The 26,276-nt window shown below is 72.1% G+C and carries 21 protein-coding genes and 1 pseudogene; 16 read left to right on the top strand and 6 right to left on the bottom strand.

Annotation, left to right across the window (positions count from 1 at the left end):
* Nucleotides 1–147 precede the first annotated feature (147 nt).
* A pseudogene (locus ACTYVM_RS22290) lies at nucleotides 148–366 on the bottom strand (hypothetical protein); the annotation flags it as partial.
* A gap of 49 nt (nucleotides 367–415) precedes the next feature.
* Nucleotides 416–2,368: a S9 family peptidase gene (locus ACTYVM_RS22285; protein ID WP_445527615.1), complete on the bottom strand. Its 1,953-nt coding sequence runs from the start codon at nucleotides 2,366–2,368 to the stop codon at nucleotides 416–418.
* 475 nt (nucleotides 2,369–2,843) lie between these two features.
* Between ACTYVM_RS22285 and ACTYVM_RS22280 the strand changes: the two genes are divergently transcribed.
* Nucleotides 2,844–3,884: an NUDIX hydrolase gene (locus ACTYVM_RS22280; protein WP_445527614.1), complete on the top strand. Its 1,041-nt coding sequence runs from the start codon at nucleotides 2,844–2,846 to the stop codon at nucleotides 3,882–3,884.
* A gap of 156 nt (nucleotides 3,885–4,040) precedes the next feature.
* On the opposite strand, the gene ACTYVM_RS22275 is transcribed toward ACTYVM_RS22280, so the two are convergent.
* A complete protein-coding gene (locus ACTYVM_RS22275; RefSeq protein ID WP_445527613.1) occupies nucleotides 4,041–5,396 on the bottom strand; it encodes a dipeptidase in 1,356 nt (451 codons plus the stop codon).
* Nucleotides 5,397–5,612: 216 nt separating this feature from the next.
* Here ACTYVM_RS22275 and ACTYVM_RS22270 point away from each other — a divergent pair, with 216 nt between their 5' ends.
* On the top strand, nucleotides 5,613–6,857 hold the full coding sequence (locus ACTYVM_RS22270) for a geranylgeranyl reductase family protein (RefSeq protein WP_445527612.1): 1,245 nt from the start codon (nucleotides 5,613–5,615) through the stop codon (nucleotides 6,855–6,857).
* Here ACTYVM_RS22270 and ACTYVM_RS22265 read toward each other — a convergent pair.
* Entirely contained in the window at nucleotides 6,847–7,296 is a 450-nt protein-coding gene (locus ACTYVM_RS22265; protein ID WP_445527611.1) for a nitroreductase family deazaflavin-dependent oxidoreductase, read from the bottom strand. The two genes, ACTYVM_RS22270 and ACTYVM_RS22265, sit on opposite strands and share 11 nt — an antisense overlap.
* Before the next feature lie 144 nt (nucleotides 7,297–7,440).
* Between ACTYVM_RS22265 and ACTYVM_RS22260 the strand changes: the two genes are divergently transcribed.
* The 4 genes from ACTYVM_RS22260 to ACTYVM_RS22245 all read left to right on the top strand — a co-directional run bounded on the left by ACTYVM_RS22260 (nucleotide 7,441) and on the right by ACTYVM_RS22245 (nucleotide 12,953).
* Nucleotides 7,441–8,130 (top strand): TetR/AcrR family transcriptional regulator, encoded by a 690-nt coding sequence (locus ACTYVM_RS22260; protein ID WP_445527610.1) that lies wholly within the window; start codon nucleotides 7,441–7,443, stop codon nucleotides 8,128–8,130.
* 129 nt (nucleotides 8,131–8,259) lie between these two features.
* Complete coding sequence (locus ACTYVM_RS22255) at nucleotides 8,260–9,492, top strand: sensor histidine kinase (protein WP_445527609.1); 1,233 nt, start codon at nucleotides 8,260–8,262, stop codon at nucleotides 9,490–9,492.
* Nucleotides 9,489–10,154 (top strand): response regulator transcription factor, encoded by a 666-nt coding sequence (locus tag ACTYVM_RS22250; protein WP_445527608.1) that lies wholly within the window; start codon nucleotides 9,489–9,491, stop codon nucleotides 10,152–10,154. Before ACTYVM_RS22255 ends, ACTYVM_RS22250 begins: the two co-directional genes overlap by 4 nt.
* Before the next feature lie 288 nt (nucleotides 10,155–10,442).
* The gene (locus ACTYVM_RS22245) at nucleotides 10,443–12,953 is read left to right on the top strand and encodes an ATP-dependent Clp protease ATP-binding subunit (protein WP_445527626.1); all 2,511 of its coding nucleotides are present in this window, start codon (nucleotides 10,443–10,445) and stop codon (nucleotides 12,951–12,953) included.
* 31 nt (nucleotides 12,954–12,984) lie between these two features.
* Here the strand turns inward: ACTYVM_RS22245 and ACTYVM_RS22240 are convergent, their stop codons facing one another.
* The gene (locus ACTYVM_RS22240) at nucleotides 12,985–14,271 is read right to left on the bottom strand and encodes a cytochrome P450 (protein WP_445527607.1); all 1,287 of its coding nucleotides are present in this window, start codon (nucleotides 14,269–14,271) and stop codon (nucleotides 12,985–12,987) included.
* Nucleotides 14,272–14,414: 143 nt separating this feature from the next.
* The gene (locus ACTYVM_RS22235; protein ID WP_445527606.1) at nucleotides 14,415–15,770 is read right to left on the bottom strand and encodes a glutamine synthetase family protein; all 1,356 of its coding nucleotides are present in this window, start codon (nucleotides 15,768–15,770) and stop codon (nucleotides 14,415–14,417) included.
* 358 nt (nucleotides 15,771–16,128) lie between these two features.
* On the opposite strand from ACTYVM_RS22235, the gene ACTYVM_RS22230 reads away from it, so the two are divergent.
* The 10 genes from ACTYVM_RS22230 (at nucleotide 16,129) to ACTYVM_RS22185 (ending at nucleotide 26,244) form a co-directional block, all read left to right on the top strand.
* Entirely contained in the window at nucleotides 16,129–16,317 is a 189-nt protein-coding gene (locus ACTYVM_RS22230) for a ferredoxin (RefSeq protein WP_445527605.1), read from the top strand.
* A gap of 3 nt (nucleotides 16,318–16,320) precedes the next feature.
* Nucleotides 16,321–17,529, top strand: a complete 1,209-nt coding sequence (locus tag ACTYVM_RS22225; RefSeq protein ID WP_445527604.1) for an NAD(P)/FAD-dependent oxidoreductase — start codon at nucleotides 16,321–16,323, stop codon at nucleotides 17,527–17,529.
* Nucleotides 17,530–17,541: 12 nt separating this feature from the next.
* The gene (locus tag ACTYVM_RS22220; RefSeq protein ID WP_445527603.1) at nucleotides 17,542–18,348 is read left to right on the top strand and encodes an acetoacetate decarboxylase family protein; all 807 of its coding nucleotides are present in this window, start codon (nucleotides 17,542–17,544) and stop codon (nucleotides 18,346–18,348) included.
* Nucleotides 18,349–18,382: 34 nt separating this feature from the next.
* The gene (locus tag ACTYVM_RS22215; RefSeq protein WP_445527602.1) at nucleotides 18,383–19,849 is read left to right on the top strand and encodes an aldehyde dehydrogenase; all 1,467 of its coding nucleotides are present in this window, start codon (nucleotides 18,383–18,385) and stop codon (nucleotides 19,847–19,849) included.
* A complete protein-coding gene (locus ACTYVM_RS22210) occupies nucleotides 19,842–20,777 on the top strand; it encodes a 3,4-dihydroxyphenylacetate 2,3-dioxygenase (protein ID WP_445527601.1) in 936 nt (311 codons plus the stop codon). Before ACTYVM_RS22215 ends, ACTYVM_RS22210 begins: the two co-directional genes overlap by 8 nt.
* An 11-nt stretch (nucleotides 20,778–20,788) precedes the next feature.
* Nucleotides 20,789–21,634 (top strand): fumarylacetoacetate hydrolase family protein, encoded by an 846-nt coding sequence (locus tag ACTYVM_RS22205; RefSeq protein ID WP_445527600.1) that lies wholly within the window; start codon nucleotides 20,789–20,791, stop codon nucleotides 21,632–21,634.
* 28 nt (nucleotides 21,635–21,662) lie between these two features.
* Nucleotides 21,663–22,367 (top strand): TetR/AcrR family transcriptional regulator, encoded by a 705-nt coding sequence (locus ACTYVM_RS22200; protein WP_445527599.1) that lies wholly within the window; start codon nucleotides 21,663–21,665, stop codon nucleotides 22,365–22,367.
* Nucleotides 22,368–22,536: 169 nt separating this feature from the next.
* Nucleotides 22,537–23,988 carry an APC family permease gene (locus ACTYVM_RS22195; protein WP_445527598.1) on the top strand — a complete coding sequence of 484 codons (1,452 nt, stop codon included), beginning with the start codon at nucleotides 22,537–22,539 and terminating at the stop codon, nucleotides 23,986–23,988.
* Nucleotides 23,989–24,040: 52 nt separating this feature from the next.
* Nucleotides 24,041–25,531 (top strand): aldehyde dehydrogenase, encoded by a 1,491-nt coding sequence (locus ACTYVM_RS22190; RefSeq protein WP_445527597.1) that lies wholly within the window; start codon nucleotides 24,041–24,043, stop codon nucleotides 25,529–25,531.
* Complete coding sequence (locus ACTYVM_RS22185; protein WP_445527596.1) at nucleotides 25,528–26,244, top strand: gamma-glutamyl-gamma-aminobutyrate hydrolase family protein; 717 nt, start codon at nucleotides 25,528–25,530, stop codon at nucleotides 26,242–26,244. The genes ACTYVM_RS22190 and ACTYVM_RS22185 overlap by 4 nt, the downstream gene beginning before the upstream one ends.
* Nucleotides 26,245–26,276: the final 32 nt, after the last annotated feature.

Here is a 26,276-nt window from a genome sequence, read left to right as displayed (position 1 = left end):
CCTGCGACGCTGTCGCACGATCGAGGGGCGGCCTGCCGAAGGCCACCCCTGACCACTCCGCGGCCCGCTACACTCCAGCCGCCCAGCGAAACCCCAGGCCAGACAGCAAAATCCTGCTGGAGTACTAGGGCGCGTATCGAGTCGTGATCAACGGGTGGTCCGGGTGAGGTCTTTGATCCAGATCACCGAAGCGCGCAAATGGAGGCTGGCGAGTAGCTCTCCGGGGACTTGTCGTACCGTGGCGTTGCCTCGCCATGCCTTCAGCTGGTTGATCAGCCGTTCGACGGTGTTCGGCTCCTTGTACAGATCTGCGTTGTGACTGATGGGTCGGCCGCCCTTGTGGCCCTTCTCCTTCCGGTTGGCAGAAGGAGAATCCGCAGATTGATCACGCCTTGGTACATGCCCCGGCTCGGGTCTATAGCCAGTGGTCGTACCAGGCGCGGATTCGCCGAAGGGCGTCGAGTTGGTGGGCGCGCTCGGCGAGCCCGTGGCCCTCGCGAGGATAGACGACAAACTCGTGCTCGACCCCGAAGTGGCGCAGGGCACGATGGAAGTGGATCGCCTGGCCGAGCGGAACATTGGTGTCCTCTTCGCCGTGCAGGATCAGCACCGGGGTGCGGATCCTGGAGGCGTAGGAGATTGGACTGTGCCGGTCGTGGACGTGTGGTCCCGGGTACTCCCATCCGGTGCTGCCGCCGAGCGCCGCGTCGAGGATTCCCCAGTCGCCCGTCCCGGCCTGCATGCCCCAGTCGCTGATGCCCGCACCCATCATGGCGGCCTTGAACCTGTCCGTACGGCCTATCGCCCAGGCCGCGATAAAGCCCCCGTGGCTCCATCCGGAGATTCCCAGACGCTCGGGGTCGGCGACTCCCTGTGCCACCAGCAGGTCGACTCCGCTGAGAATGTCGGTCCACTCATCGCCGCCGACCGCGCCCGCGACCATGGCGGCAAACTCGTGGCCGTGCCCCGAGCCGCCTCGGGGGTTGGGCAAGAAGACCGCGTACCCGGCGGTCGCCAGCCACTGACCGCAATCGACCGCATTGAGGGCGAATTCGTCGGCGTAGCGGGAGTAAGGGCCACCATGGACCAGGGTGACGAGCGGAAACGGACCGTTGTCCCGAGTCCGGCCGGCCGGCAGGATCAGCAGGCCGTCCAACTGGATTCCGTCGGCAGCCTGGTAGCCGAGGCGCTCCTGGACCCCCCAGCGGATCCTGCGCAGTTCTGGCCTGGTGTCGCTGAGCCGGACCAGCGGCCCGCCCGTGGGTCCCGCGTGGACGTTCTTGGGCTCGTACGCCGTGCTCGCCAGCAGGGCGACGGTTTCCCCGGAGCGACTCGCGGTGAGCCCGGCGAGCATGCCGGGGGCGGAGGACAACTGATGGAACCGCAGGGACTCCGGGTGGAGCTCGTACAGCGCGGTATCCAGCCCGTCGGCGAACAGCGCAAGTGGGGGCCCGTCCGCGACCTGCACCAGCTCGGTCGGGCTGACGGACATGCCGGCGGTGAGGTTGCGGTGTTCGACGGCCGGGCCGTTCGCCGGAGGGACGGTGTCGATCACGGCGAGCCCGCCGACCAGATGCGCAGGGGTCACTGCCAGGTGGGCCAGATGCCAGACACCGTTGTCGTTCCACCAGGCCGGGGACTGAGCCTCGATCCCGACCGGCCCCAGGTCGTGGACGCCTGCCGAGTCCGGGTCGACCACATGCAGTCGTGCCGTCACGACGCCGGGGTCGAGCTCAGGGGTGGACCAGCTCAGCACGGCCAGTGGTCCGCCGTCCGGACGCTGGGCCAGCTCGACCACATGCCGGTCACCGAGGCCGTCCACGGTGCGGAGCACGCCGGTCTCCAGGTCGAGCAGGCGCAGCCGGGTGGGGGGAAGGTGCCGGCCCCAGACCTTGGCGTCGTCACGCTCGGCTTCCCGGCGTTCGTCCTCGGCGGTGGGTTCGTCCTCGGCGAGCAGAGCGACAGTGCGGCCGTCGAAGAGCGGGCAGTAGTCGGAGATGCCGCCGCGCCAACTGGTCAAGGCCTCGGCCTTGGCGATGTCCTCGCTGCCATCCAGACGGATCCACTGGAGTTGGGCGGTGCCCTGCTCCTCGCGGTCGGAGGTGAAGAAGAGAGAGGCCGAGTCCGGCGCCCACTTCGGGGCGAGGTCGCGGGCCGTGCCGTCGGTGAGCCTGCGCGGGGATGTGCTGCCGTCGGCTGCGGTGACCCAGATGGACCCGTGCGGACGACCGTCCCTTCCGCCGTTCGCGACCACTCCGTGGGCGACCAGGCGGCCATCCGGCGAGATGGCCGGTGCCACGGGGGCGGCAACGTCCACCACCAGTTCGGCGGTGAGCTGGTCGGTCGGTTCGGGAGTCGGCTGCGGCATGCAGACTGCCTTTCGCTTGTCAGTACGGCAAGCGGACATCCTGTCGCACTATCGGGTCGGCGTCAGTCGGAATTCGGAGAACGGGCCGCATGCGAACCTGCCCCGGACGCCCTGCCACAGCCCATGGCACAGAGCGGACATGCACTGGTGGAAAGGGGCTCACTGACACCGACCCAAGGGCCGGTGAGGGCGCAGGCCCTGTGGATGCCTCGCCGTGGGGGCTGTATGGGGCCCTGGTGGGCGTCGCGGGTGTGGTTGGGGGCGTGGCGCCTCCGGGGCTGCCCGGGGTGGAGGGCGTCTGCGGTGAGGTGACGGTCTCGATGGAGGAGCGGAACGTGGAGTATCTGCGGGGCGTCCGGGAGAAGGAAGTAGAGGGGGCGGGCCTCTGGGTGGCGTCATTTCCCATGCCTCTCCCAGATGATCTACTGTCCGACGCTCCGCCGCTGTTCAGCGGCCTACCCGTCCTGGAGTATCAATGATCGTCTGGATCAACGGCGCTTTCGGTGCGGGGAAGACGACCACCGCGCGGGAACTGATCGAGCTGATCCCGAACAGTACGCTCTTCGACCCCGAGGTCATCGGCGGTGCGCTGACGTATCTGCTGCCGCCCAAACACCTCGCCGAGGTCGGCGACCACCAGGATCTGCCGATCTGGCGGCGGATGGTGATCGACACGGCGGCCGCGATGCTCGCCGAGCTGGGCGGAACCCTCGTGGTGCCCATGACCCTGCTGCGCCAGGAGTACCGCGACGAGATCTTCGGGGGGCTCGCCGCCCGCCGTATCCCCGTGCGGCACGTCCTCCTGGCCCCGGCCGAAACGATCCTGCGGGAGCGGATAGCCCGTCGGGAGGTCCCGCCCGACCTGCCCGACGGCGAGATGCGCGTCCGCCAGTGGTCCTACGACCACATCGAGCCCTACCGGACCGCCCTGGCCTCCTGGCTCACCGCCGACGCGTACCCGGTCGACACCAGCGCCCTCACCCCGCGGGAGACGGCCGTCCGCATCGCCGAGGCCGTCGGCAGCGGTGCCGTGCCCGTCTGCGACATCGTGCAGACCCCGGAGCCCACGGCCGAGACCGTCGCCTCCGGAGTGCTCCTGTTCGACGAACGGGACCGTGTGCTGCTCGTCGACCCTACCTACAAGCCCGGCTGGGAGTTCCCCGGCGGCGTCGTCGAACCCGGTGAGGCCCCGGCCCGCGCGGGTATCCGCGAGGTCGCCGAGGAGACGGGGGTACGGCTGGACGAGGTGCCCCGGCTGCTGGTCGTCGACTGGGAGCCGCCCGTACCCCCCGCCTTCGGCGGTCTGCGCTTCCTCTTCGACGGCGGCCGGCTGGACTCCGCGGCGGCCCGGCGCCTGCTGCTGCCCGGCCCGGAGCTGCGCGACTGCCGCTTCGTCACCGAGCAGGAGGCCGCCGACCTGCTCCCACCCGTCCGCTACGCCCGCCTGTGCCGGGCGCTACGGGCCCGCGAGCGCGGCGCGGCGGTGTACCTGGAGGCGGGAGCCCCGGTCGGCTGACCCGTCCTCGCCGAGTGCGGCTCGCCGTCTCGTGTGCAGGGCGTCCCGGGCAGGGGCGCCGCCGTCGTCGCCCCAGGTCGGCCACCCCGTACCCGTCCACCGCTTCGGGCAGGGCCCCCGCAGCTCAGCGAGGGCCCTGTACGGGGCGCGGGTTGCTCAGCCCGCCGCGTAGTTGCGCAGGAACAGGGCCTCCGTGACCGACAGGCGCTCCAGTTCCTCGGGGGAGACGCTCTCGTTCAGGGCGTGGATCTGCGCCTCCGGCTCGCTCAGGCCGATCAGCAGGATCTCGGCCTGCGGGTAGAGCGCGGCGAGGGTGTTGCACAGCGGGATGGAGCCGCCCTGACCGGCGTACTGCATGTCCTCGCCGGGGTAGGCGACCGCCATCGCGTCGGCCATCGCCCGGTAGGCCGGGCTGGTGGTGTCGGCGCGGAAGGCCTGGCCCTGGCCGATCTGCTCGGTGCGCACCCGGGCGCCCCACGGCGTACGGGCCTCCAGGTGGGCCTGGAGCAGCTTGGTCGCCTCGCCCGCGTCGACGCCCGGCGGCACCCGCAGGCTGACCAGGGCGCGGGCGCCGGCCTGCACCGACGGGGTGGCGCCGACGACCGGCGGGCAGTCGATGCCGAGCACGGTGACGGCCGGACGGGCCCAGATGCGGTCGGCCACCGTGCCGGAGCCGATCAGCTCCACGCCGTCCAGTACCTTGGCGTCCGTGCGGAACTGCTCCTCCTCGTAGGCCAGGCCGTCCCAGACGGAGTCGCCGGCCAGCCCGTCGACGGTCGTCGAGCCGTCCTCGGCGCGCAGCGAGTCCAGCACACGGATCAGCGCGGCCAGCGCGTCCGGGGCGGCACCGCCGAACTGGCCGGAGTGCAGGTTGCCTTCGAGCGTGTCGACCTGGATCCGGATCAGGGTCATGCCGCGCAGGGTGCTGGTGACGGTCGGCAGCCCGACCCGGAAGTTGCCGGTGTCACCGATCACGATGGTGTCGGCCGCCAGCAGTTCGGGGTGCTCCTCGGCGTAGCGCTCCAGGCCGCCGGTGCCCTGCTCCTCGGAGCCCTCGACGATCACCTTGACGTTGACCGGTACGCCGCCGTCGGCCTTCAGGGCACGCAGGGCGAGCAGGTGCATGATGACGCCGCCCTTGCAGTCGGCGGCACCGCGCCCGTACCAGCGGCCGTCACGCTCGGTCAGCTCGAAGGGCGGGCTGGTCCAGCCGGCCTCGTCCAGCGGCGGCTGAACGTCGTAGTGGGCGTAGAGCAGGACCGTCTTCGCGCCCTGCGGCCCGGGCAGGTAGCCGTACACCGACTGGGTGCCGTCCGGGGTGTCGAGCAGCGCCACGTCCGTGAAGCCCTCGGCGCGCAGCGCGTCGGCGATCCAGTTCGCGGCGCCCTCGCTCTCGCTCTTCGGGAACTGGTCGAAGTCCGCCACCGACTGGAAGGCCACCAGCTGCGCGAGTTCCGCGCGCGCCCCGGGCATGAGGGAGGCGACGGTCACGGCGACCGGATTCGACGACATGGGCACGCTCCTTGTAGGTGCGACGGCGCACTCGTGGGTACCCGGGGGGATACTTCCGAGCGCTTCTGTATTCCGGATGATCGTGTCAGCGTAGACGCGACCCCGTGCACGGGGCACGTACGCTGCTGATCCTCCCACAGCGGCCCACTGCCGAGGCGGCCGTAGGATGCGGGAGACAGCAGCGGCAGGCGGCTTGATCGGGAGCGGTAGACCATCGTGAGCAGCGAGAACTCTTCGGCGGACGACGTGCGGCGGGTGTGGGACGTCGTCGTGGTGGGCGCGGGACCCGCGGGGGCCTCGGCCGCCTACGCGGCGGCGGTCGCGGGGCGGCGCGTGCTGTTGCTGGAGAAGGCGGAGCTGCCCCGCTACAAGACGTGCGGCGGCGGGATCATCGGCCCCTCGCGCGACTCGCTGCCGCCCGGCTTCGAGCTCCCGCTGAAGGACCGTGTGCACGCGGTGACCTTCTCGCACAACGGCCGCTTCACCCGGACCCGCCGCTCCAGGCAGACGCTGTTCGGACTGATCAACCGGCCCGAGTTCGACCAGCAGTTGGTCGAGCACGCGCAGAAGGCGGGCGCCGAACTGCGGACCGGCGCCGCGGTCTCGAGGGTCGAGCAACACGGTTCGGCGGTCCCGGACCGGCGTACGGTCGCCGTGGTGCTCCAGGGCGGTGAGACGGTGCTCGCCCGCGCGGTGGTCGGCGCCGACGGCAGCGCCAGCCGCATAGGAGCCCATGTCGGGGTGAAGATGGACCAGGTGGACCTCGGCCTGGAGGCGGAGATCCCGGTGCCCGAGACCGTCGCCGAGGACTGGCGCGGGCGGGTGCTCATCGACTGGGGCCCGATGCCGGGCAGTTACGGCTGGGTCTTCCCCAAGGCGGACACGCTGACCGTCGGGGTGATCTCGGCGCGCGGCGAAGGCGCCGCCACCAAGCGGTACTTGGAGGATTTCATCGCCCGGCTGGGCCTGGCCGGCTTCGAACCGAGCATCTCCTCCGGCCATCTGACGCGCTGTCGCGCGGAGGACTCGCCGCTCTCGCGCGGACGGGTGCTGGTGTGCGGGGACGCGGCCGGACTCCTGGAGCCGTGGACGCGTGAGGGCATCTCCTTCGCGCTCAGGTCCGGGCGGCTGGCGGGGGAGTGGGCGGTGCGCGTCGCCGAGGCGCACGACGCGGTGGACGCCCGGCGCCAGGCCCTGAACTACGCGTTCGCGATCAAGGCGGGACTGGGCGTGGAGATGGCCGTCGGCAAGCGGATGCTCTCGGTGTTCTCGCGTCGGCCGGGGGTCTTCCACGCCGTCCTGACCGGCTTCCGGCCCGCCTGGAAGGCGTTCAAGGACATCACCCGGGGTGCGACCTCGCTCGGTGAGCTCGTCCGCACCCACCCCATGGCCCACCGCGCCCTGACCGCGCTGGACCGGCGGCCGACCCCGCCCCCGGCCGAGGACCCGGTCAGCTCGTGACCGTGATGCGGAAGATGGGGTGGTCGGGGGCGATACGGCGCAGCTCGGCATCGGAGGAGCCGGGGCCGACGCCGTTGAAGAAGACCCCCACCTCGGCCTTCCACCGCGCGAGGTAGGCGCGCAGGAGCGGTGCCTTGTCGTCGTCGGCGACCTCGGTGGCGGTGAAGGTGTCCACCCGCTTGCCCAGGTGGAGTTCGCCGCCGCCCGCCGCCCGCATGTTGTGCGTCCACTGGACATGACCGCGCGGGGCGACCAGGTACTGCTGTCCGTCGACGGTCAGCAGGTTCACGGGGGTGGTCCGCCACTGCCCGCTCTTACGGCCACGGACCGCCAGGACGCGGGAGCCCCAGACGCTGATGCCGCGGCGGGTCATCCAGGCCACGGCGCGGTTGAAGACGTTGACGGTGAACCAGCCGGGCTTCTGCACGTGTGTGGACATGACTTCCTCCGTGACCTGCTCTGGAAGCAGAAAGTGTGAGCACTGCTCTCGCTCGTCATCAGTGTGGGGCAGATCGATGATCCAGAGCAAGAGCGGCGCTCTCTTTTGTGTTCACCGCTCCGGAAAAGTGAAAGACTCGTTCTCATGAGCACCACACGAGGCGCCCGTGCCCGGGCCAGGACGGAGATCACCGCGGCGATCAAGGACGAGGCCCGCAGGCAGCTCGCGGCCGAGGGTGCCGCGAAACTCTCGCTGCGGGCCGTGGCCCGCGCACTCGGCATGGTCTCCTCCGCCCTGTACCGGTACTTCCCGAGTCGTGACGACCTGCTGACCGCGCTCATCATCGACGCCTACGACTCCGTGGGCGAGGCCGCGGAGGCCGCGAACGCGGACGCGTCCGGCGCCGAGCCCCTGGCGCGCTGGACCGCCGTGTGCGAGGCGGTGCGCGCCTGGGCGCTCGTCCACCCGCACGAGTACGCCCTCATCTACGGCTCCCCCGTGCCCGGCTACACCGCCCCGATGACGACCGTCCCGGCCGCGGCCCGCGTCGCTCTGGTCCTCATCGGCATCGTGCGCGACGCCCACGAGCGGTACGGGCTGACCGTGCCGCCGCTTGCCGCCGAGGTGCGCGGCGAGGCCGAGCGGATCACCGCGGACCTGGCGCCCGGACTGCCGCCCGAGGCGGGGGCCGCGCTCGTCGCCGCGTGGGCGCAGCTCTTCGGGCTGGTCGGATTCGAGCTGTTCGGGCAGTTCAACCGGGTGGTGGAGGACCGCGAGCCGTTCTTCAGGCACACGGTGGTGCAGCTCGCGCGCGGGATCGGCCTGCGGGGCTGACCGCCGCCGTGACCGGCCGCGCGCCCGCTTACTCGCGCACCCGCGAGGCCGTGTACTCCCCGGGGAGTACACGTGATCACCTCGCCCGGCTGACGCCCCCGGCGGCGACGGGCGTCTAGCGTGGCGGTCATGACGGAGCAGCGCGTACGCCGGGGCGGCCCGCCGCAGTGGTGGCGGCACGGCCCTGCGTGGTGGCACCGCGCCGACGAGGAGGAGGCGCGCGGCCGCCGCTGGCCCTGGCTCTCCACCGCGCTGTTCACCGCCTTCGTGCTCGTCGGCACGCACTTCTCGGCCCGCAACCAGCACGGCCACCGGGAGCCCCTGGACGCTTTCGGGTTCGCGCTGCTGCTCGTGACCCTGGGACTGCTGCTGTGGCGCAAGCGGTATCCGGCGTTCGTGGCGTTCGGCACGGCGGCGACCACCCTCGCCTACTACGCCGCCGGGTACCCGTACGGCCCCGTCTTCCTGGCCGTCGCCGTCAGCTGCTTCAGCGCCGTCGTCGCCGGGCACCGCAGGGCCGCGTGGGCGTCGGTGGGCATGCTGTGGGCCGGGCACGTGTTGATCGCGCTGTGGCTGTACCGCTGGCTGCCGCCCCCCGGGAACACCGCTGCCTCCTGGGGGCAGGAACTGGCCATCGCCACCTGGGTGGTGGCCTTCGTCGCGGTCTCGGAGCTGGCCCGCGTCCGCCGCGAGCAGTGGGCCAAGGAACGTGCCGAGCGTGCCCAGGCCGCCCGGCGCCGGGCCGACGAGGAACGGCTGCGGATCGCCCGGGAACTGCACGACGTGCTCGCCCACAGCATCTCCGTCATCAACGTCCAGGCGGGCGTCGGCCTCGCCCTGCTGGACACCGACCCGGAGCAGGCGCGCACGGCGCTGACCACCATCAAGGCCGCCAGCAAGGAGGCGCTGGGGGAGGTGCGCCAGGTGCTCGACACCCTGCGCACCCCGGGCGACGCCCCGCGCGCCCCCGCGCCCGGCCTCGGCCGGCTGCCCGAGCTGGTGGACCAGGCGGCGACGGCCGGCCTCACCGTCGAGGTGCAGGGGGCACCGCCCCGCCTTCCGCCCGGCACGGACCTCGCCGCCTTCCGCATCGTCCAGGAGGCCCTCACCAACGTCGTACGCCACTCGGGCTCACGGCACGCGCGTGTCCGCCTCGACCACGACCGTCGCGCGCTGCGGCTGCGCGTCGACGACGACGGGCCCGCGACCGGGGCGGACGCCGGCGGCAGCGGCAACGGCCTGGCCGGGATGCGGGAGCGCGCCGCCGCGCTCGGTGGCACCATCGACGCGGGCGCGCGCCCCGACGGCGGCTGGCGGGTGCTCGCCGTGCTGCCCCTGACGACCGAGGAGGAGAACCGGTGATCCGGGTACTGCTGGCCGACGACCAGTCGCTGGTACGGGCCGGCTTCAAGGCGCTGCTCGACGCCCAGCCGGACATCGAGGTCGCGGGGGAGGCCGCGGACGGGGAGGAGGCCCTGCGCAAGGTGCGCGACCTGAGTCCCGACGTGGTGCTCATGGACATCCGCATGCCGCTGCTCGACGGACTGGCAGCGACCCGCCGCATCACCGGCGAGCCACGTCTCGAGGACGTCAAGGTGGTCATGCTCACCACCTTCGAACTCGACGAGTACGTCTTCGAGGCGATCCGCTCGGGCGCCTCCGGTTTCCTGGTCAAGGACACCGAGCCCGACGAGCTCCTGCGTGCGGTACGGGCGGTGGTCAGCGGCGACGCCCTGCTGTCCCCCGGCGTGACGCGCCGCCTGATCGCCGAGTTCGCCGCCCGCTCCAAGGAGCCGGCGGCCGCCGACGCCCTCGCGCAGCTCACCGAACGCGAACGCGAGGTGATGGCCCTGGTCGGGATCGGCCTGTCCAACGAGGAGATCGCCCGCCGCCTGGTCGTCAGCCCCCTCACCGCCAAGACCCACGTCAGCCGCACCATGGTGAAACTCGGCGCCCGCGACCGCGCCCAACTGGTCGTCCTGGCCTACGAATCGGGCCTGGTACGCCCGGGCTGGCTGGGCTGAGCACCCGGGCGTGGCAGCCGCGCCGCGGCTCGTCGCCGCCGTCCACGGAGCGGGCCGTGCCGAGCACGTTCGGAGTGCCACCGCGCGGCCTCGGCGTCGTGGCGGTGGACCGGCGGTGGACCGCCCTCTCACCCCGCCGTCGGGCGGGGATTCTGCCGGCCGCGGCACGGCCCGGGGAGGGCCGTCCTCGCCGCCCTCGGCACCGGACCGGCGTAGGCCGCGTTGCGCTACTCCATTCGGCGGGTTGGGCTGGAAGGTGACTCATTGCCCACGTTCCGGACGGCGATCATGACGATGTCCCCCTTCGGCGCCTCCTTCGGCGGCCCGGACCCGTTCTCCGAGATCCTCAACCGCTTCTTCGGCATGACGCCGGGCGCGGCGCCCCCGCAGGTGCAGCGGGTACCGATCGGACGGTTGCTGACCGACTCCGCACGGGAGCTGATCAACCAGGCCACCGGTCGGGCCGCCGAGGACGGCAGCTCCGACCTGGACACCGAGCACCTGCTCTGGGCGTGCACCCAGGTGGAGCCGGCCCGCGGCCTGCTCGTCCAGGCCGGAGCCGACCCGGACCGGCTCGGCGCGGCTCTCGCCGAGGCGCTGCCCGGCGAGAGCGGCACCCCCTCCGCGCAGCCCGGCCTGACCCCGGCCGCCAAGCGCGTGCTGCTGCGCGCCTACGAGCACTCCCGGGCGGCCGGAGTGTCGTACATCGGCCCCGAGCACATCCTCGGCGCGCTCCTCGACACCCCGGGCGCCGCCGCGGCGCGCGTCCTGAGCGCCCACGGCATCGAGGCGGACCAGCTGCGCCGCAGCGCCGACACGGCCTCCCGCCCCGACACCGCGCCGGGTGGGGCCGAGCCCCCGAGCGACACCCCGACCCTGGACCAGTACGGGCGCGACCTGACCGCGGACGCCCGTGCCGCGAAGCTGGACCCGGTGGTGGGGCGGGCCACCGAGATCGAGCAGACCGTCGAGGTCCTCTCCCGCCGCACCAAGAACAACCCCGTCCTGATCGGCGAGCCGGGCGTCGGCAAGACCGCGATCGTCGAGGGACTGGCCCAGCGGATCGTCAACGGGGACGTGCCGAAGACCCTGGAGAACAAGCGGGTGATCGCCCTGGACCTCACCGGACTGGTGGCGGGCGCCCAGTACCGGGGCCAGTTCGAGGAGCGGCTGAAGAACGTCATTGACGAGGTCAAGGCGGCCTCCGAGTCGACGATCCTGTTCCTGGACGAACTGCACACCGTCGTCGGCGCGGGCGCCACCGGCGAGGGCTCCATGGACGCGGGCAACGTCCTCAAACCGGCCCTCGCCCGCGGGGAGCTGCACGTCGTCGGAGCCACCACCCTCGACGAGTACCGGCGGTACGTGGAGAAGGACGCCGCCCTGGAGCGCCGCTTCCAGCCGGTCATGGTGCCCGAGCCGAGCGTCGAGGAGACCGTGCAGATCCTGGAGGGGCTGCGCGACTCCTACGAGGCCCACCACCAGGTCCGCTACAGCGACGACGCCCTCGCCGCCGCGGCGGAACTGTCGGACCGCTACGTCACCGACCGGTTCCTGCCCGACAAGGCCATCGACCTGCTCGACCAGGCCGGCGCCCGGGTGCGCCTGCGGTCCCTGGGCCGGTCCACCGAGGTCGTCGAGCGTGAGGACCGGCTGGCCAAGCTGCGCCGCGAGAAGGACCAGGCCGTCGCCGCGGAGGACTTCGAACGGGCCTCCGAGCTCAAGGACCGGATTGCCGAGGTGGAGACGGAACTGGAGGGGCTCGCCGAACGCCGCGAGGGCGTGCTCGAGGTGACCGTCGACGACATCGCCGACGTGTTGTCCCGGCGCACCGGCATCCCGGTGTCCCAGTTGACCGAGAGCGAGAAGGCGCGGCTGCTGAAGCTGGAGGAGGCGCTGCACTCCCGGGTCGTCGGCCAGGACGAGGCGGTCACCGCGATCGCGCAGGCGGTGCGCCGCAGCCGCGCCGGCATGGGCGACCCGGGCCGGCCCGTGGGCTCCTTCCTGTTCCTCGGCCCCACCGGGGTCGGCAAAACCGAACTGGCCAAGGCGCTGGCCGAGTTGCTGTTCGGGGACGAGAACCGGATGGTCCGCTTCGACATGAGCGAGTTCCAGGAGAAGCACACCGTCTCCCGGCTCGTCGGGGCGCCGCCCGGGTACGTCGGCCACGAGGAGGCCGGCCAGCTCACCGAGAAGGTGCGCCGCCAGCCCTACAGCGTGCTGCTCTTCGACGAGGTGGAGAAGGCCCACCCGGACGTCTTCAACACCCTGCTCCAGGTGCTCGACGACGGCCGGCTCACCGACGCCCAGGGCCGTACCGTCGACTTCCGCAACACCGTGGTCATCATGACCTCCAACATCGGCGCCCAGCGGATCCTCGCCCACCACGGGAACGTCGCCGCCATCAAGGACCAGCTGATGCAGGACCTGCGCGGAAGGTTCCTGCCCGAGTTCCTCAACCGCATCGACGACATCATCATCTTCCACGGCCTGAGCGAGGAGGACCTCAGCCGGATCCTGGACCTGCTGCTCGACCACAGCCGCCGTCGGGTGCGCGCCCAGGGCCTGGAGCTGGAGGTCACCGACGCCGCGAAGAAGCTGCTGGTCGCTCACGGTCACCAGCCCGAGTTCGGGGCCCGCCCGTTGCGCCGCACCATCCAGGCCGAACTCGACAACCGCATCGCCTCCCTGCTGCTGAGCGACTCGGCCGACCCGGGTGACACGATCGTGGCGGACGTCGAGAAGGACGCCCTGGTCTGCCGGGTCGAACACCCGGAGGTCCCCGGCCGGATGACCTGACGAAGCAGGGCGGCCCGGCCGTCGGCGTCCGTCAGGCGAGGGTCACCTCCACCGGCAGCCTCTTGATGCCGTTGACGAAGTTGGAGCGGACCCGGGGCACGTCCCCGGTCAGGCGGATGCCGGCCAGGCGCGGGATCAGCTCCTCGAACATGATCCGGATCTCGGTGCGGGCCAGGAGGTTGCCCAGGCACAGGTGCGGGCTGCCCTTGCCGAAGGTGACGTGGTCGTTGTCCTGCCGGGTGACGTCGAAGTCGTACGGGTTGCCGAAGACCTCCTCGTCGCGGTTGCCGGAGGCGAACCACATGACCACCTTGTCGCCCTCCTTGATCCCCTTGCCGCCGAGTTCGGTGTCGCGGGTGGCGGTGCGGCGGAAGTGGTACACGGGGGAGGCCCAGCGCAGGAACTCCTCGACCGCGGCGGGGATCAGGGAGGGGTCCTCCTGGAGGCGGGCCAGCTGCTCGGGGTGCTGGAGCAGGGCCAGCATGGTGTGGCTGATGGTGTGACGGGTCGTCTCGTTGCCCGCCACCACCAGGAGCAGGAAGTAGTTGTCGAAGTCCTGCGCCGAGAGCGGGACGCCGTCCCGCGGGGTGCCGTTGACCAGCTGGGAGACGAGGTCGGTGCCGTCGCCGCCGCGCCGCTGCCGGGCCAGCTCCCGGCCGTAGGCGAAGACCTCCAGGGACGCGGGGGAGCGGAAGGGCAGGTCGCGGTACTTCTCGCTCTCCTCGCTGTGCAGGAGCACGTCGGCGTAGTCCGGGTCGGTGTTGCCGATGATGCGGTTGCCCCAGTCGATGAGCTGCTGGTTGTCCTCCGGGGGCACGTCGAGCAGCCGGGCCAGCACGTTGATGGGGAAGTCGGCGGAGACCTCCTTGACGAAGTCGAAGGCGCCCTTGGCCAGGGCCGCGTCCAGGGTGGTCGCGGTCAGGCCGCGCAGGAAGTCGCCGTAGCTGTTGATCACGTTCGCGCCGAACTGGCGCTGGATCAGGCTGCGCAGCGCGCGGTGGCGGACCCCGTCGAGTTCGAGGATGGAGGCGCGCTTCTTGATCTGGTCGTCGTCGACCTCCTCGAGGTTGACGAACCGGGTGGAGGTGAAGGTCTCGGCGTCGCGGTCGACGCGGGCGATGTCCGCGTGCCGGGTCACGCTCCAGAAGCCGGAGTTGGGCGCCTCCTCGGGCTGCCAGTGCACCGGGTCCTCGTGCCGCAGGGTGTGGAACATGCGCCAGGGGGTGACGCCGTCGCTGAAGTTGTCCAGGTCGGCGAGGTTCACGTCGGCCAGCGGCAGCGGCTCGCGGACGGCGTCGGACAGGATCGGGATGGTCATGGGTGGTGTCTCCTCGGCGTCACGGGGCTCGGTGCCGGCGGGCGCGGTGTCGAAGGGCGGCGGCCGGTGCCCTGGGCGGGGCGGACTGGGTCGGAGGTGGTGGGCGGGCGTGTTCGGACGCAGTCAGGCGCGCTCAGGCGCGGTCAGAGGTGGTAGGCGTACTCGGTGAACTCCCAGTCGGTGACGTGCCGCCCGAAGCGTTCGACCTCGTCGCGCTTGTAGGTGAGGTAGGAGGCGGTGAAGTCCTTGCCGAGCACGTCGGCCAGCGCGGTGTCCGCCTCCAGGGCGTCCAGCGCGGCGGACAGGGTGGCCGGGAGCAGGGCGGACCGCTCGGTGTCGTAGCCGTATCCGTCCAGCGGGGCGGGCGGTTCCTCGCCGGCCAGGACGCCGAGCAGGGCGGCGGCCAGGGTCCCGGCGATGAGCAGGTAGGGGTTGGCGCCGGCGTCGCCCAGGCGCAGTTCGAGGCGGGAGCCGGCGCCCCGCTCGGGCGGGATGCGGACCATGGCGCTGCGGTTGTCCAGGCCCCAGTCGATCAGCCACGGTGCGAGGGTGTCCGGGCCGAAGCGCTTGTAGGAGTTGACCGTCGGATTGGCCAGCGCGGCGAGCGCGGGGGCGTGCGCGAGGACGCCGGCGACGGCGTGCCGGGCGGTCGCGGACAGGCCGTAGGGCGCCGCCGGGTCGTCGAAGGCGTTGCCGCCGTCGTCGTCCTCGCAGGACAGGTGCAGGTGGAAGCCGGAGCCTCCTGCGTCGTTGAACGGCTTGGCCATGAAGGTGGCCAGGCGTCCCTCCTTGCGGGCGAGTTCCTTGACCGCCGACTTGAAGCGGAAGGCCCGGTCGGCGGCCGACAGCGCCTCCGAGTGGACCAGGTTGATCTCGAACTGGCCCCCGTCGAACTCGTGGTTCCCGCTGCTCACGCCGAGGTCGGCGGCGCGCAGCAGGCGCAGGGTGCGCAGCAGGTGGTTGTCGTCGTCGGCGCGCAGGCCCGCGGTGTAGACGACGCCCCGGGCGTCGCTGTAGCGGCGCCAGCCGCGCGGGGAGCCGGGCGCGGGCTCGCACAGGAAGTACTCCAGCTCGGGGCCGATCACCGGGTGCAGTCCGTGCTCGCGGCACCGGTCGAGTACGGCGCGGAGCAGGTCGCGGGGCGACTCGGGGGCGGGCAGCCCGGTGGCCGGGTCGGTGACGTCGCCCAGACAGCTCGCCACACCCGGTTCCCAGGGCAGGGACACGAGGGTGTCGAGATCCGGTGTCACGCAGATGTCGGGCAGTCCCGCGTCCAGGCCGCCGGCGACCGGGACGACATCGCCCTGTGGGCTGGTGTGGTAGACGGCGCGGCAGAAGGCCAGGCCGTGGTCGCAGGCCGAGGGAAGGTGCTCCAGCAGGACGTCCCGGGCGCGGTCGGTGCCGATGAGGTCGGGGTAGGTCACCCGGACCACGTCGACGCCCTCGGCGGCGAGCCGGTCCTGGTGCCGGCGGACGGATGGGGAGTCGGTTGCGCTCACCGGTGTCTCCTCTGGGGAATGTGGGGCGCTTCCCAGGCCGGAGCGGGCGCTGGGAGAAGGGTGGGAAGAGGGCGGCGCCGCACTGCGGGTAGGAGCAGGGGCCGCTCGATGTTTGAGGCCAAACGGTATGGATCCCGTCACCTCGCCGCAAGAGGTTGGTCGCAAAAATTTATCCATCCGGATAGCTCTTGACCAGGGTCCGTCCGGTTCCTATGTTGTTTGACGCCAAACGAGTCCGGGGTGCGGTGTCACCCACCCCGTTGGCCGGGGCCCGGCCGTATCCGGTCCGGGCCCCTTTTCCTTCCAGTCCCGCGCCCCAGCCCCGCGCCCGACGCCCTCAGCACCAGGAGGACCGGCCATGAAGGTCGTCGTCGACATGAACAAGTGCCAGGACCACGGTCAGTGTGTCTTCGCCGCGCCTGACGTCTTCAGCTTCGACGACGCCGGACGTCTGGCCTACGTCAGCGACCCCGACGACGAGCTCCGCGAGGAGGTCGAGGAGGCCGCCGACGTGTGCCCGCTCCAGGCCATCCGGATCGAGGACTGAGCCGTGAGCGCACCCGTCGTCGTGGCCGGCGCCTCCATGGCCGGCCTGCGCGCCGCCGAGCAGCTCCGGGCCGCCGGATACCTCGGCCCGATCACCCTGGTCGGCGAGGAACCGCACATGCCCTACAACCGGCCGCCGCTGTCCAAGGAGGTCCTGGCCGGCAAGGCGGCCTTCGAGACGCTGGCCTTCAGACCCCGTGCCGCGGTCGCCGACGCCGAATGGCGCCTGGGCACCAGGATCGTCGCCGCCGACCTCGACCGGCGCCTGGTCGAACTCGACGACGGCGAGCGGCTGTCCTACGCCGGACTCGTCGTCGCCACCGGGATGCGGCCCCGCCGGCTGCGCTGCCCCGGACCCCTCCGCGGACGGCACACCGTCCGTACCGTCACCGACGCCCGTGGGCTGCGCGAGGCCCTGATCCGCCCGGACGCCCGGGTGGTCGTGGTGGGCGCGGGCTTCATCGGCTGCGAGGTCGCCGCCACGGCCGTCGCCCTCGGCGCCGCCGAGGTGACCGTCGTGGACCCGCTGCCCCTGCCCATGGCCGGACCGCTCGGCGAACTGCTCGCCGGGGCCCTGCTGAAACGGCACCAGGAACGCGGAGTGCGCTTCGCGCTCGGCACCGGCGTGGCCGGCTTCGAGGGCACGGACCGGATCACCGGCGTGGAACTCGGCGACGGGACCGTGCTCCCCGCGGACGTCGTGGTGGAGTCGGTCGGATCCGTCGCCAACACCGAGTGGCTCGACGGCAACGACCTCGACCTCACCGACGGCGTACTCACCGACGAGCACCTGCGCGTCGGCTCACGGCCCGAGGTGGTGGCGGTCGGCGACGTCGCCCGCTTCCCCAACGCCCGCTACGACGGCGTACCCCGCCGCGTCGAGCACTGGTCGATCCCCACCGACACCGCCAAGCACGCCGCCCGCGTGCTCGCCGCCCACCTCGGCGGCACCGACGCCGGCCTCGACCCGTTCGCGCCGCTGCCCACCTTCTGGAGCGACCAGCACGACTTCCGCCTGCAGTCCTTCGGGGCGCCCGGGCTCGGCCTCGGCGACGTACGGATCCTGGACGGCGACCCGGAGGGGGACGTGCTCGTCGGCTACCACACCGGCGGCCGCCTGGTCGGCGTCGTCGCCCTCGGCGGCCAGGCCGCGGCGGCCGCCGCCGCCCGCCGCCGCGCGGAACTCCTCAGCCTGCCCGCCCTCACCGCCTAAGGAACGCCTGCCATGACCACCGTCCGCGGATTCTTCCCCCCCAAGACGGCGACGGGCGCCTCGTCGCTGATCCCCTCCCCGCCCTGGCACTACTCCGGCGACCTGCTCACCGTCGAGTACCGCACCGACCCGGCACGCGTGCGCGAACTGCTGCCCGAGCCGCTGGAACTCGCCGACGAGGACCCCGGCGCCGTGGCGCTGATCTGGGCCGACTGGCAGTCCTGCGCCGCCGCGGGAGAGGAACTGCTGGACCCGGTGCGCGCCCAGTACAAGGAGGCCTTCGCCGTCGTCCGCTGCGCGTACAAGGGGCAGACGTACACGCGCTGCGTCCACATCTGGGTCGACAAGGACTTCGCCATCGCCCGCGGGCTGCACCAGGGCTATCCGAAGAAGTTCGGCTCCATCCACCAGACCCGCCCGCACCCCTACGGTCCGGCCCCGCGGATCGAGGCGGGCGCCCGCTTCGGCGCCACGCTCGCCGCCGCCGACCGCCGTATCGCCCAGGCCGTGGTCACCCTGCGCGAGCCGTCCGAGACCAACGGCTTCGTCAACGGCCACCCCATGGCCCACCACCGCTGGCTGCCGTCCATCGAGAAGGGCAAGGGCCTCGCCCTGGACGAGCTGATCGAGTCCGGCGCCGCCTCCTTCGAGGGCGGGCGGCCGTGGGTCGGCGACGCCGATCTGGAGCTCTTCGAGTCGCCCACCGAGGAACTGGCCCGGCTGGAGGTCCGCGAGCCCATCGCCGCGTACTACCGCCAGGTCGGCGTGGTGTGGGACGGCGGCCGCCTGCTCGAGTCCGGCACGTCCGGCGCCGAGTGACGCACCCGCAGACGAAACACCCTGGAGACCGGACATGACCGACACCCACACCACCACCGTCGCCTCGGTCGCCGTCGACACCCGGCACTGGATCGGCGGCGAACGCGTCGCCTCCGCCGAGACCTTCACGGACGTCTCGCCCATCGACGGCGCGGCCCTCGGCGAGATCTCCCGGGGTACGGCGAAGGAGGCCGCCGCCGCCGTGGCCGCCGCCAAGGCCGCCTTCCCCGGCTGGGCCGCCACCCCGCGCGCCGAACGCGCCCGCCTCCTGCACGCCGTCGCCGACGGCGTGGAGAAACGGCTCGAAGACCTCGCGATCGTCGAGACCACCGACAACGGCGCCCTGCTGCGCTCGCACCGCCGCGGCGTCATGCCGCGCGTCGCGCACAACTTCCGCTTCTTCGCCGACTGGCTGCTCCGGCTCGACCACGAGGACTTCGCCACGCGCGGTCACACCAACCACGTCAGCTGGGACCCGGCCGGCCCCTGCGTGCTCATCACTCCGTGGAACGCGCCGCTGATGCTGGCCACCTGGAAGGTCGCCCCGGCTCTCGCCGCCGGTAACACGGTGATCCTGAAGCCCGCCGAGTGGTCCCCGCTGACCGCCTCGCTGCTCGCCGACATCGCCGCCGAGGCGGGGCTCCCGGCCGGTGTCCTCAACGTCGTCCAGGGCCTCGGCTCGGAGATCGGCGACGCGCTCACCTCGCACCCGGACGTGCGCCGGATCAGCTTCACGGGTTCCGTCCCGACGGCCCAGCGGATCTCCGCGTCGGCCGCCGCGAACCTCACCCCGCTCAGCCTCGAACTCGGCGGCAAGTCCCCGCTGCTGGTGTTCGCCGACGCCGACCTCGACCTGGCCGTGGACCTCGCGGTCGAGCAGTACGACAACGCCGGCCAGGTCTGCCTCGCGGGCACCCGGCTGCTGGTGGAGGAGCCGGTCGCCGAGGAGTTCACACGGCGCTTCGTCGAGAAGGCCTCCCGGCTGGTGCAGGGCGACCCGCGCGACGAGGCCACCGACATCGGCCCCAACATCCACCCCCGCCAGCTGGAGAAGATCGACGGCTTCGTGCAGCGGGCGCTGGCGGCCGGGGCCCGGGCCGTCATCGGCGGCCACCGCGGGGACGGCCAGTTCTACGCGCCGACGCTGCTGACCGACGTCGCCCAGGACTCGGAGATCGTGCAGGAGGAGGTCTTCGGACCCGTCCTGACCCTCCAGACCTTCCGCACCGAGGAAGAGGCCGTCCACCTCGCCAACGACACCCGCTTCGGCCTGGCCGCCACCGTCGCCACCGGCGACCACGAGCGCGCCGAACGCGTCACCGCACAGCTCGTCGCCGGCACCGTCTGGGTCAACTGCTTCTTCGTCCGCGACCTCCAGGCACCCTTCGGCGGCTGCCGCCACTCCGGCGTCGGCCGGGAGGGCGGCGACTGGAGCTTCGACTTCTACTGCGACCTGAAGAACACCGTCACCGCCCCGAAGGGATGGAAGGACCATGGGTGAGATCGTCGGGGCGGGGCTGCTCGCCCACGTCCCCACCGTCGTGCTGCCGAAGGCGACCCGGCTGGAGCTGAACGAGGGCAAGGAGATCACCCTCGTCACCGGCCTGAAGCAGCTGCGCGAGGACGTCTTCGCACGCGACGCCGCCGACGCGTACGACACGGTGGTGGTCCTGGACTCCCACTGGGCGACCACCGTCGAGTTCGTCGTCACCGCCCAGCACCGGCGCGCGGGCCTGTTCACCTCCGAGGAGCTGCCGCGGGGCATGTGCCGGATGCCCTTCGACTTCCCCGGCGACCCCGAACTCGCGCACAACATCGCCTCGTTCGCCGGCAAGCACGGCACCTGGATCACGGCGATCGACGACGAGTACCTGCCGATCTACTACGCCACCATCAATCTGTGGAAGTACCTCGGCGAGGGACTGCCCGACAAGCGGTGGGTGACCATCGGCGTCTGCCAGACCGGCGACATGGAGGACCATCTGCGCCTCGGCCGCGCCCTCGCCGACGGTATCGCCGCCACCCCCGGCCGCCGGGTCCTGCTCATCGCCTCCGGAGCCCTGTCGCACACCTTCTGGCCGCTGCGCGAGCTGCGCGACCACGAGGCCAGCGACCCGGCCCACATCTTCACGCCCGAGGCCCGCGAGGCGGACCACGAGCGCATCGCCTGGTTCAAGGAGGGCCGCCACGACAGGGTCCTCGACACCATGGACGAGTTCTGGAAGTACAAGCCCGAGGCGAGGTTCTTCCACTACCTGATGATGGCCGGCGCACTCGGCGAGCGGGCCTGCGTCGCGAAGGCCCGCCAGTACGGCGAGTACGAGAACTCCATCGGCACCGGCCAGGTCCACCTGTGGTTCGACCGCCCGGCCGAGGGCTGGACCGGCAGCGGTCTGCCCACGTCCACCGCCCCGCACACGACCGCCTAGAAAGGCCCCCCATGCCCGAGTACCGCCGCATCCTGCTCGACGGCGCAGCCGTCCAGGTCACCGTCGACGGGGACGAGCTGGTCGCCGGGGACGGCCGCCGCGTCAAGATCGACGACGCTCGGCACCTGCCCCCGGTGGTCCCCTCCAAGGTGATAGCCGTCCACCTCAACCACCGCAGCCGGGTGGACGAGTTCCGGATCGGCCTGCCCGACACCCCGACGTACTTCCACAAGCCGACCTCCGCGCTCAACTCCCACCGGGGCGCGATCGTGCGCCCCGAGGGCTGCAAGTGGCTCAACTACGAGGGCGAGGTCGCCATCGTCATCGGCAGGACGGCGCGCAACATCTCGCCGGCCGAGGCGGGGGAGTACATCGCCGGGTACACCGTCGCCAACGACTACGGCCTGCACGACTTCCGCGACACCGACGCCGGCTCCATGCTGCGCGTCAAGGGCTCCGACACCCTCTGTCCGCTCGGTCCCGGCCTGGTCACCGACTGGGACTTCCACGGAAAGCGGCTGCGGACCTACGTCAACGGCGAGGTCGTCCAGGACGGTTCGACCGACGAGATGACCTGGGACATGCACTACCTCGTCGCCGACATCGCCCGCACGATCACCCTTCACCCCGGTGACGTGCTGCTCTCCGGCACCCCCGCCAACTCGCGCCCCGTCGAGCCGGGTGACGTCGTCGAAGTCGAGGTCGAGGGTCTCGGCCGCCTCACCAACCACGTCGTCACCGGTCCGACCCCGATCCGGAACGACGTCGGGGCCCAGCCCACCGAGTCCGAGGAGGTGCTGTCCACCGCGCTCGGCGGCGACTGGGAGTTCCGCGGCATCCGCCCGCCGCGCCGCTGACCGGCCCGCGGTCGATAGGGTCGGTGCCATGACCGAGCCCGGACACCCCGTGAATCCCACGGAGCCCGGGGATCCTGGGGAGCCTGCGCCGAGCACGGAGCCCAAGGCTCCCAGCAGCCCCGCCGCGCCCGCCGGGGTCGGCCCCGGGCGGCGGCCGCGCAAGCGGGTGCGGAACTACGGGGCCGGGCGGGACGCGTTGCTCGACGCCGCCGTGCGCGTGGTGGCCCGCGGTGGGCTGCGCAAGCTCACCTACCGGGCCGTGGCGCAGGAGGCCGGCGTCACCCACGGGCTCGTCGTGCACCACTTCGGTTCGCGCGACGCCCTGATCGAGGAGGCGCTCGCCCACGCCGTACGGTCCTCCCTGAACAGCAGCGCGCTCGAGCCCGGCACGGGCAGGGTCGCGGACTTCTCCGCCGGGCTGTCGGACATGGTGGAGGCCGACCCGGACCTCCAGGCCTTCCAGTACGAGCTGCTGCTGGAGGCGCGTCGCCGGCCCGAGCTCATGCCGCACCTGCGCGCCCTGTACGAGGAGTATTTCGGCGCCACCCGGCGGGAGCTCTCCCAGATGCTGGCCCGGCCGGTCGACCGGGGCCTGTACCGGCTGGTCTTCGCGGCCCTGGAGGGCCTCGTGCTGCACCAGCTCGTGTTCGGCGAGCGCGAGGTCACCGAGGAGGCCCTCGCCCACCTGCGCGACCTCCTCCAGCGGCTCGCCACCGACCCGGACGAGGCCTGAACCGTACGCCCGACCGGCGTGGTCACGGCCGTAGATCACGGTGCTGTAAGGATCGGCGATCAGCGCGAATTCACCGCCCTCGCCCCCTTGTCAAACGGATAGTTCCCCCCTCACGATAGGGCAACTCGTTTGGCCTGAAACGACCCTCTTTCTCTGGCAGGTGATCCGAGTGGACAGTCAGACGGCCTCCGCGCAGCGGACCGTACGGGACACATCCACCGCAGCCACACTCAAGCCCAATGCGTTGGGTGTTGTGGGCATCCTCTTCTTCGTCCTGTCCGCGCAGGCTCCCTTGACCGGGATCGCCGGGGCGGCCCCGATCTCCGTCGCCATCGGCAACGGGGCCGGCACCCCGGCCGCCTATGTGCTCGCGGGCGCCATGATCCTGCTGTTCTCGGTCGGCTTCGTCGCCATGGGACGGCACGTCGTCGACGCCGGCGCCTTCTACACGTACATCGGCACCGGGCTCGGCCGCACCGCCGGAGCCGGCAGCGCGGGCCTCGCCCTGTTCTCGTACTGCGTCATCCAGGCGGCCATGTACGGGCTGTACGGCTCCATCGTCAGCGGACTGGTCGACCACCACACCGGCCTGGACCTGCCGTGGTGGGTCTGGGCCCTGGCCACCATGGCCGTGGTGAAGGTGCTCGGGGCCGCCGGCATCGAGATGGGCGCTCGCCTGCTGGCCGTCTTCGTCACCGCCGAGTTCAGCATCCTGCTGGTGTTCGGACTGGTCATGCTGTTCAAGGGCGGTGGGCCGACCGGACTCGACATGTCCCACAGCTTCTCCCCGTCCGCGGCGCTCCAGGGCGCACCCGGTGTCGCCGTGATGTTCGCCGTCGCCTCCATGTTCGGCTTCGAGGCCACCGCGATCTACGGCGAGGAGGCGCGCGATCCCCGCAGGACCGTCCCGCGGGCCACCTACCTGTCCGTGGTCGTGGTCACCGGCTTCTTCGCGCTGACCTCCTGGATGCTGATCTCCTCCTACGGCGCCTCGAACGCGTCGGCCGCCGCGGGCAAGGCACTGGAGAACGGGGACTCCACCGACTTCGTCTTCGCGCCGATCGCCGCGGAGTTCGGCGGCTGGGTCAACCAGGTGCTGCCGATCCTGCTCGCCACCTCCCTGTTCGCGGGCATCCTCACCTTCCACAACTCCGCCAACCGCTACCTGTTCTCGCTCGGCCGGGACGGGTTGCTGCCGGCGGGTCTGTGCCGGCTCAACGCCCGCCACGCCCCCGCGGCCGCCGGCTGGGTGCAGACCGTGATCGCCCTGGCCCTGGTCGTCCCCTTCGCGCTGACCGGCAAGGACCCGGTGCTGACCCTCTTCTCCTGGTTCAGCGGGGTGGCCGTCCTGGCGATGATGCTGCTGTACCTGCTGACCTCGGTGTCGGTGATCGCCTTCTTCCGCCGCGAGCGCCTGGACCGCCGGGTGTGGAACACCCTCGTCGCCCCGACACTCGGCGTGCTCGGCCTGGCGGGCGCCATCTGGCTGATCCTGGCCAACTTCACCACCCTCATCGACGGTTCGACCGGCACGGCCGTGAGCCTCATCCTCCTGGTGCCCCTGGTTCTTGCGCTCGGCGCGGTCAACGAACGGGTCAGGCGGCGCGCGACGAGGCCGTAACCCCCTCACCCGCTCCGAAGCGACGAACGATCAACGTGGTCTGGAGGACCGCATGTCCGCTGTCACCCACGACGCATGGCTCCACCGGGCCAAGGAGTTCCAGCCGCCTCGCGCGCACCATGTCGACGGTGTCGAGGAGCCCGGCGGCGGCGCCGCCTTCCGGGTCGTCTCGCCCCGGGACGGCCGGGTGCTGACCGAGGTCGCCGACGCCGGCCTCGCCGAGGTCGACGCCGCCGTGGCCGCCGCTCGCCGTGCCTTCGACAGCGGACCGTGGCCGCGGTGGGCGCCCGCCGACCGCGGCCGGGTCCTCCTGCGCATCGCCGATCTCCTCCAGGAGCGGCGCGCGGAACTCGCCCTCGCCGTGAGCCTGGAGATGGGCAAGCCGATCAGTGACGCCCACGACATCGAACTGCGCGCCGTGATCAGCACCTTCCGCTGGTACGGGCAGCTCGCCGACAAGCTCACGGACGAGTCCCCGCACACCGCCGCGGACGCGCTCGCCCTGGTCACCCGCGAGCCGGCCGGTGTCGTCGGCGCGGTGGTGCCCTGGAACTTCCCGCTGACGCTCGCCGGCTGGAAGGTCGCCCCCGCGCTGGCGGCCGGCTGCACCGTCGTCCTGAAACCCTCGGAGAACTCGCCGCTGTCCGCGCTGCTGCTGGCCCGGATCGCGACCGAGGCAGGGCTGCCGCCCGGGGTGCTCAACGTGGTGAACGGCGAGGGTCCTGTGGCCGGGCGGGCCCTCGGCCTCCATCCGGACGTCGACGTGCTGGCGTTCACCGGCTCCACGGCCGTCGGCCGCCACTTCCTGCGCTACTCCGCCGACTCCAACCTCAAGCGGGTCTGGCTGGAACTCGGCGGCAAGTCGCCGAACATCGTCCTGCCCGACGCGCCCGACCTGGCGAAGGCCGCCGCCACCGCCGCCTGGGGCATCTTCTTCAACCAGGGCGAGATGTGCACCGCGCCCTCCCGGCTGCTGGTGCACTCCTCGATCGCCGAGGAGGTCACCGAGGCGGTCGTGGCACGCGCACGGGAGCTGCGGGTGGGCGACCCCCTGGACCCCGCCACCGAGATGGGCGCCCTGGTCGGCGAGGCCCACCTGGGCCGCGTGCTGGACCACGTCCGGCAGGGCGCCGACGACGGGGCCCGCCTGCGCACCGGCGGCCGGCGCGTGCTGGCGGAGACCGGCGGCGTCTACGCCGAGCCCACCGTCTTCGACCGCGTCGACGCGCGCAGCCGGCTCGCCCGCGAGGAGATCTTCGGCCCGGTCCTGTCCGTCCTGACCTTCGACGGGATCGACGAGGCGGTCGCGCTCGCCAACGCCACCGAGTACGGCCTCGCCGCCGGCCTGTGGACCTCCGACCTGTCCACCGCCCACCGCGTCTCCCGGGCCCTGCGGGCCGGCACCGTCTGGGTCAACTGCTACGAGGAGGGCGACCTCACCGTCCCCTTCGGCGGGATGAAGCAGTCGGGCAACGGCCGGGACAAGTCCGTCCACGCCCTGGAGAAGTACACCGAACTGAAGACCACCTGGATCCAGCTGTGAGCCGAACCCCCGTGCGTCCCCTGATCGCGGTCCCCGCCCGCTTCTCCGCCACCACCTCCGCGCTGCGCTTCGCCGCCGAGGTCAACGCCCGCGCCCTGATCGAGGCGGTGTGGCGGGCCGGCGGCGAACCGGCGAACATCCACCCGGCGGACCCCGCCGAGCACGACGTCGCCGCGCGGCTCGCCCGCTTCGACGGCGTCCTGCTGCCCGGCGGCGGCGACCTCGCGCCGCACCGGTACGGCGCCGCCGGCACTCACGACAGCGTCTACGACGTCGACGACCTCCAGGACGCCTTCGACCTGGAGGTGGCCCGCCGGGCCCTGGAGTCAGGCCTGCCGCTGCTGGCGATCTGCCGAGGACTTCAGGTGGTCAACACCGTGCTGGGCGGCACGCTGCACCAGGACATGGGCGGGCCCGGACAGGACCACCGGCACGTCCGGCACCCCGTCTCCCTGGCCCCCGGTTCGGCACTGGCCCGGATCATCGGCGCCGACAAGGCCGAGGCCTCCTGCTACCACCACCAGCACATCGACCGGCTCGGCGACGGCCTGACGGTCACCGCCCGCGCCGCCGACGGCACCGTGGAGGGCGTGGAGCGCGCGGGCGGTCCTGGCTGGTTCGCGGCCGTGCAGTGGCACCCCGAGGACACCGCACACGAGGATCCGGCGCAGCAGCGCCTGTTCGACGCGCTGGTGGGCGCCGCCCGTGCCTGAGCGCCCCGGTCCGCGTGGGGCGGCGCGGTCCG

The sequence above is a fragment of the Streptomyces cyslabdanicus genome (assembly GCF_052663305.1).
The sequence above is the reverse complement of the archived record's forward strand: the minus strand, read 5'-3'. Positions and strand labels throughout refer to the sequence as shown.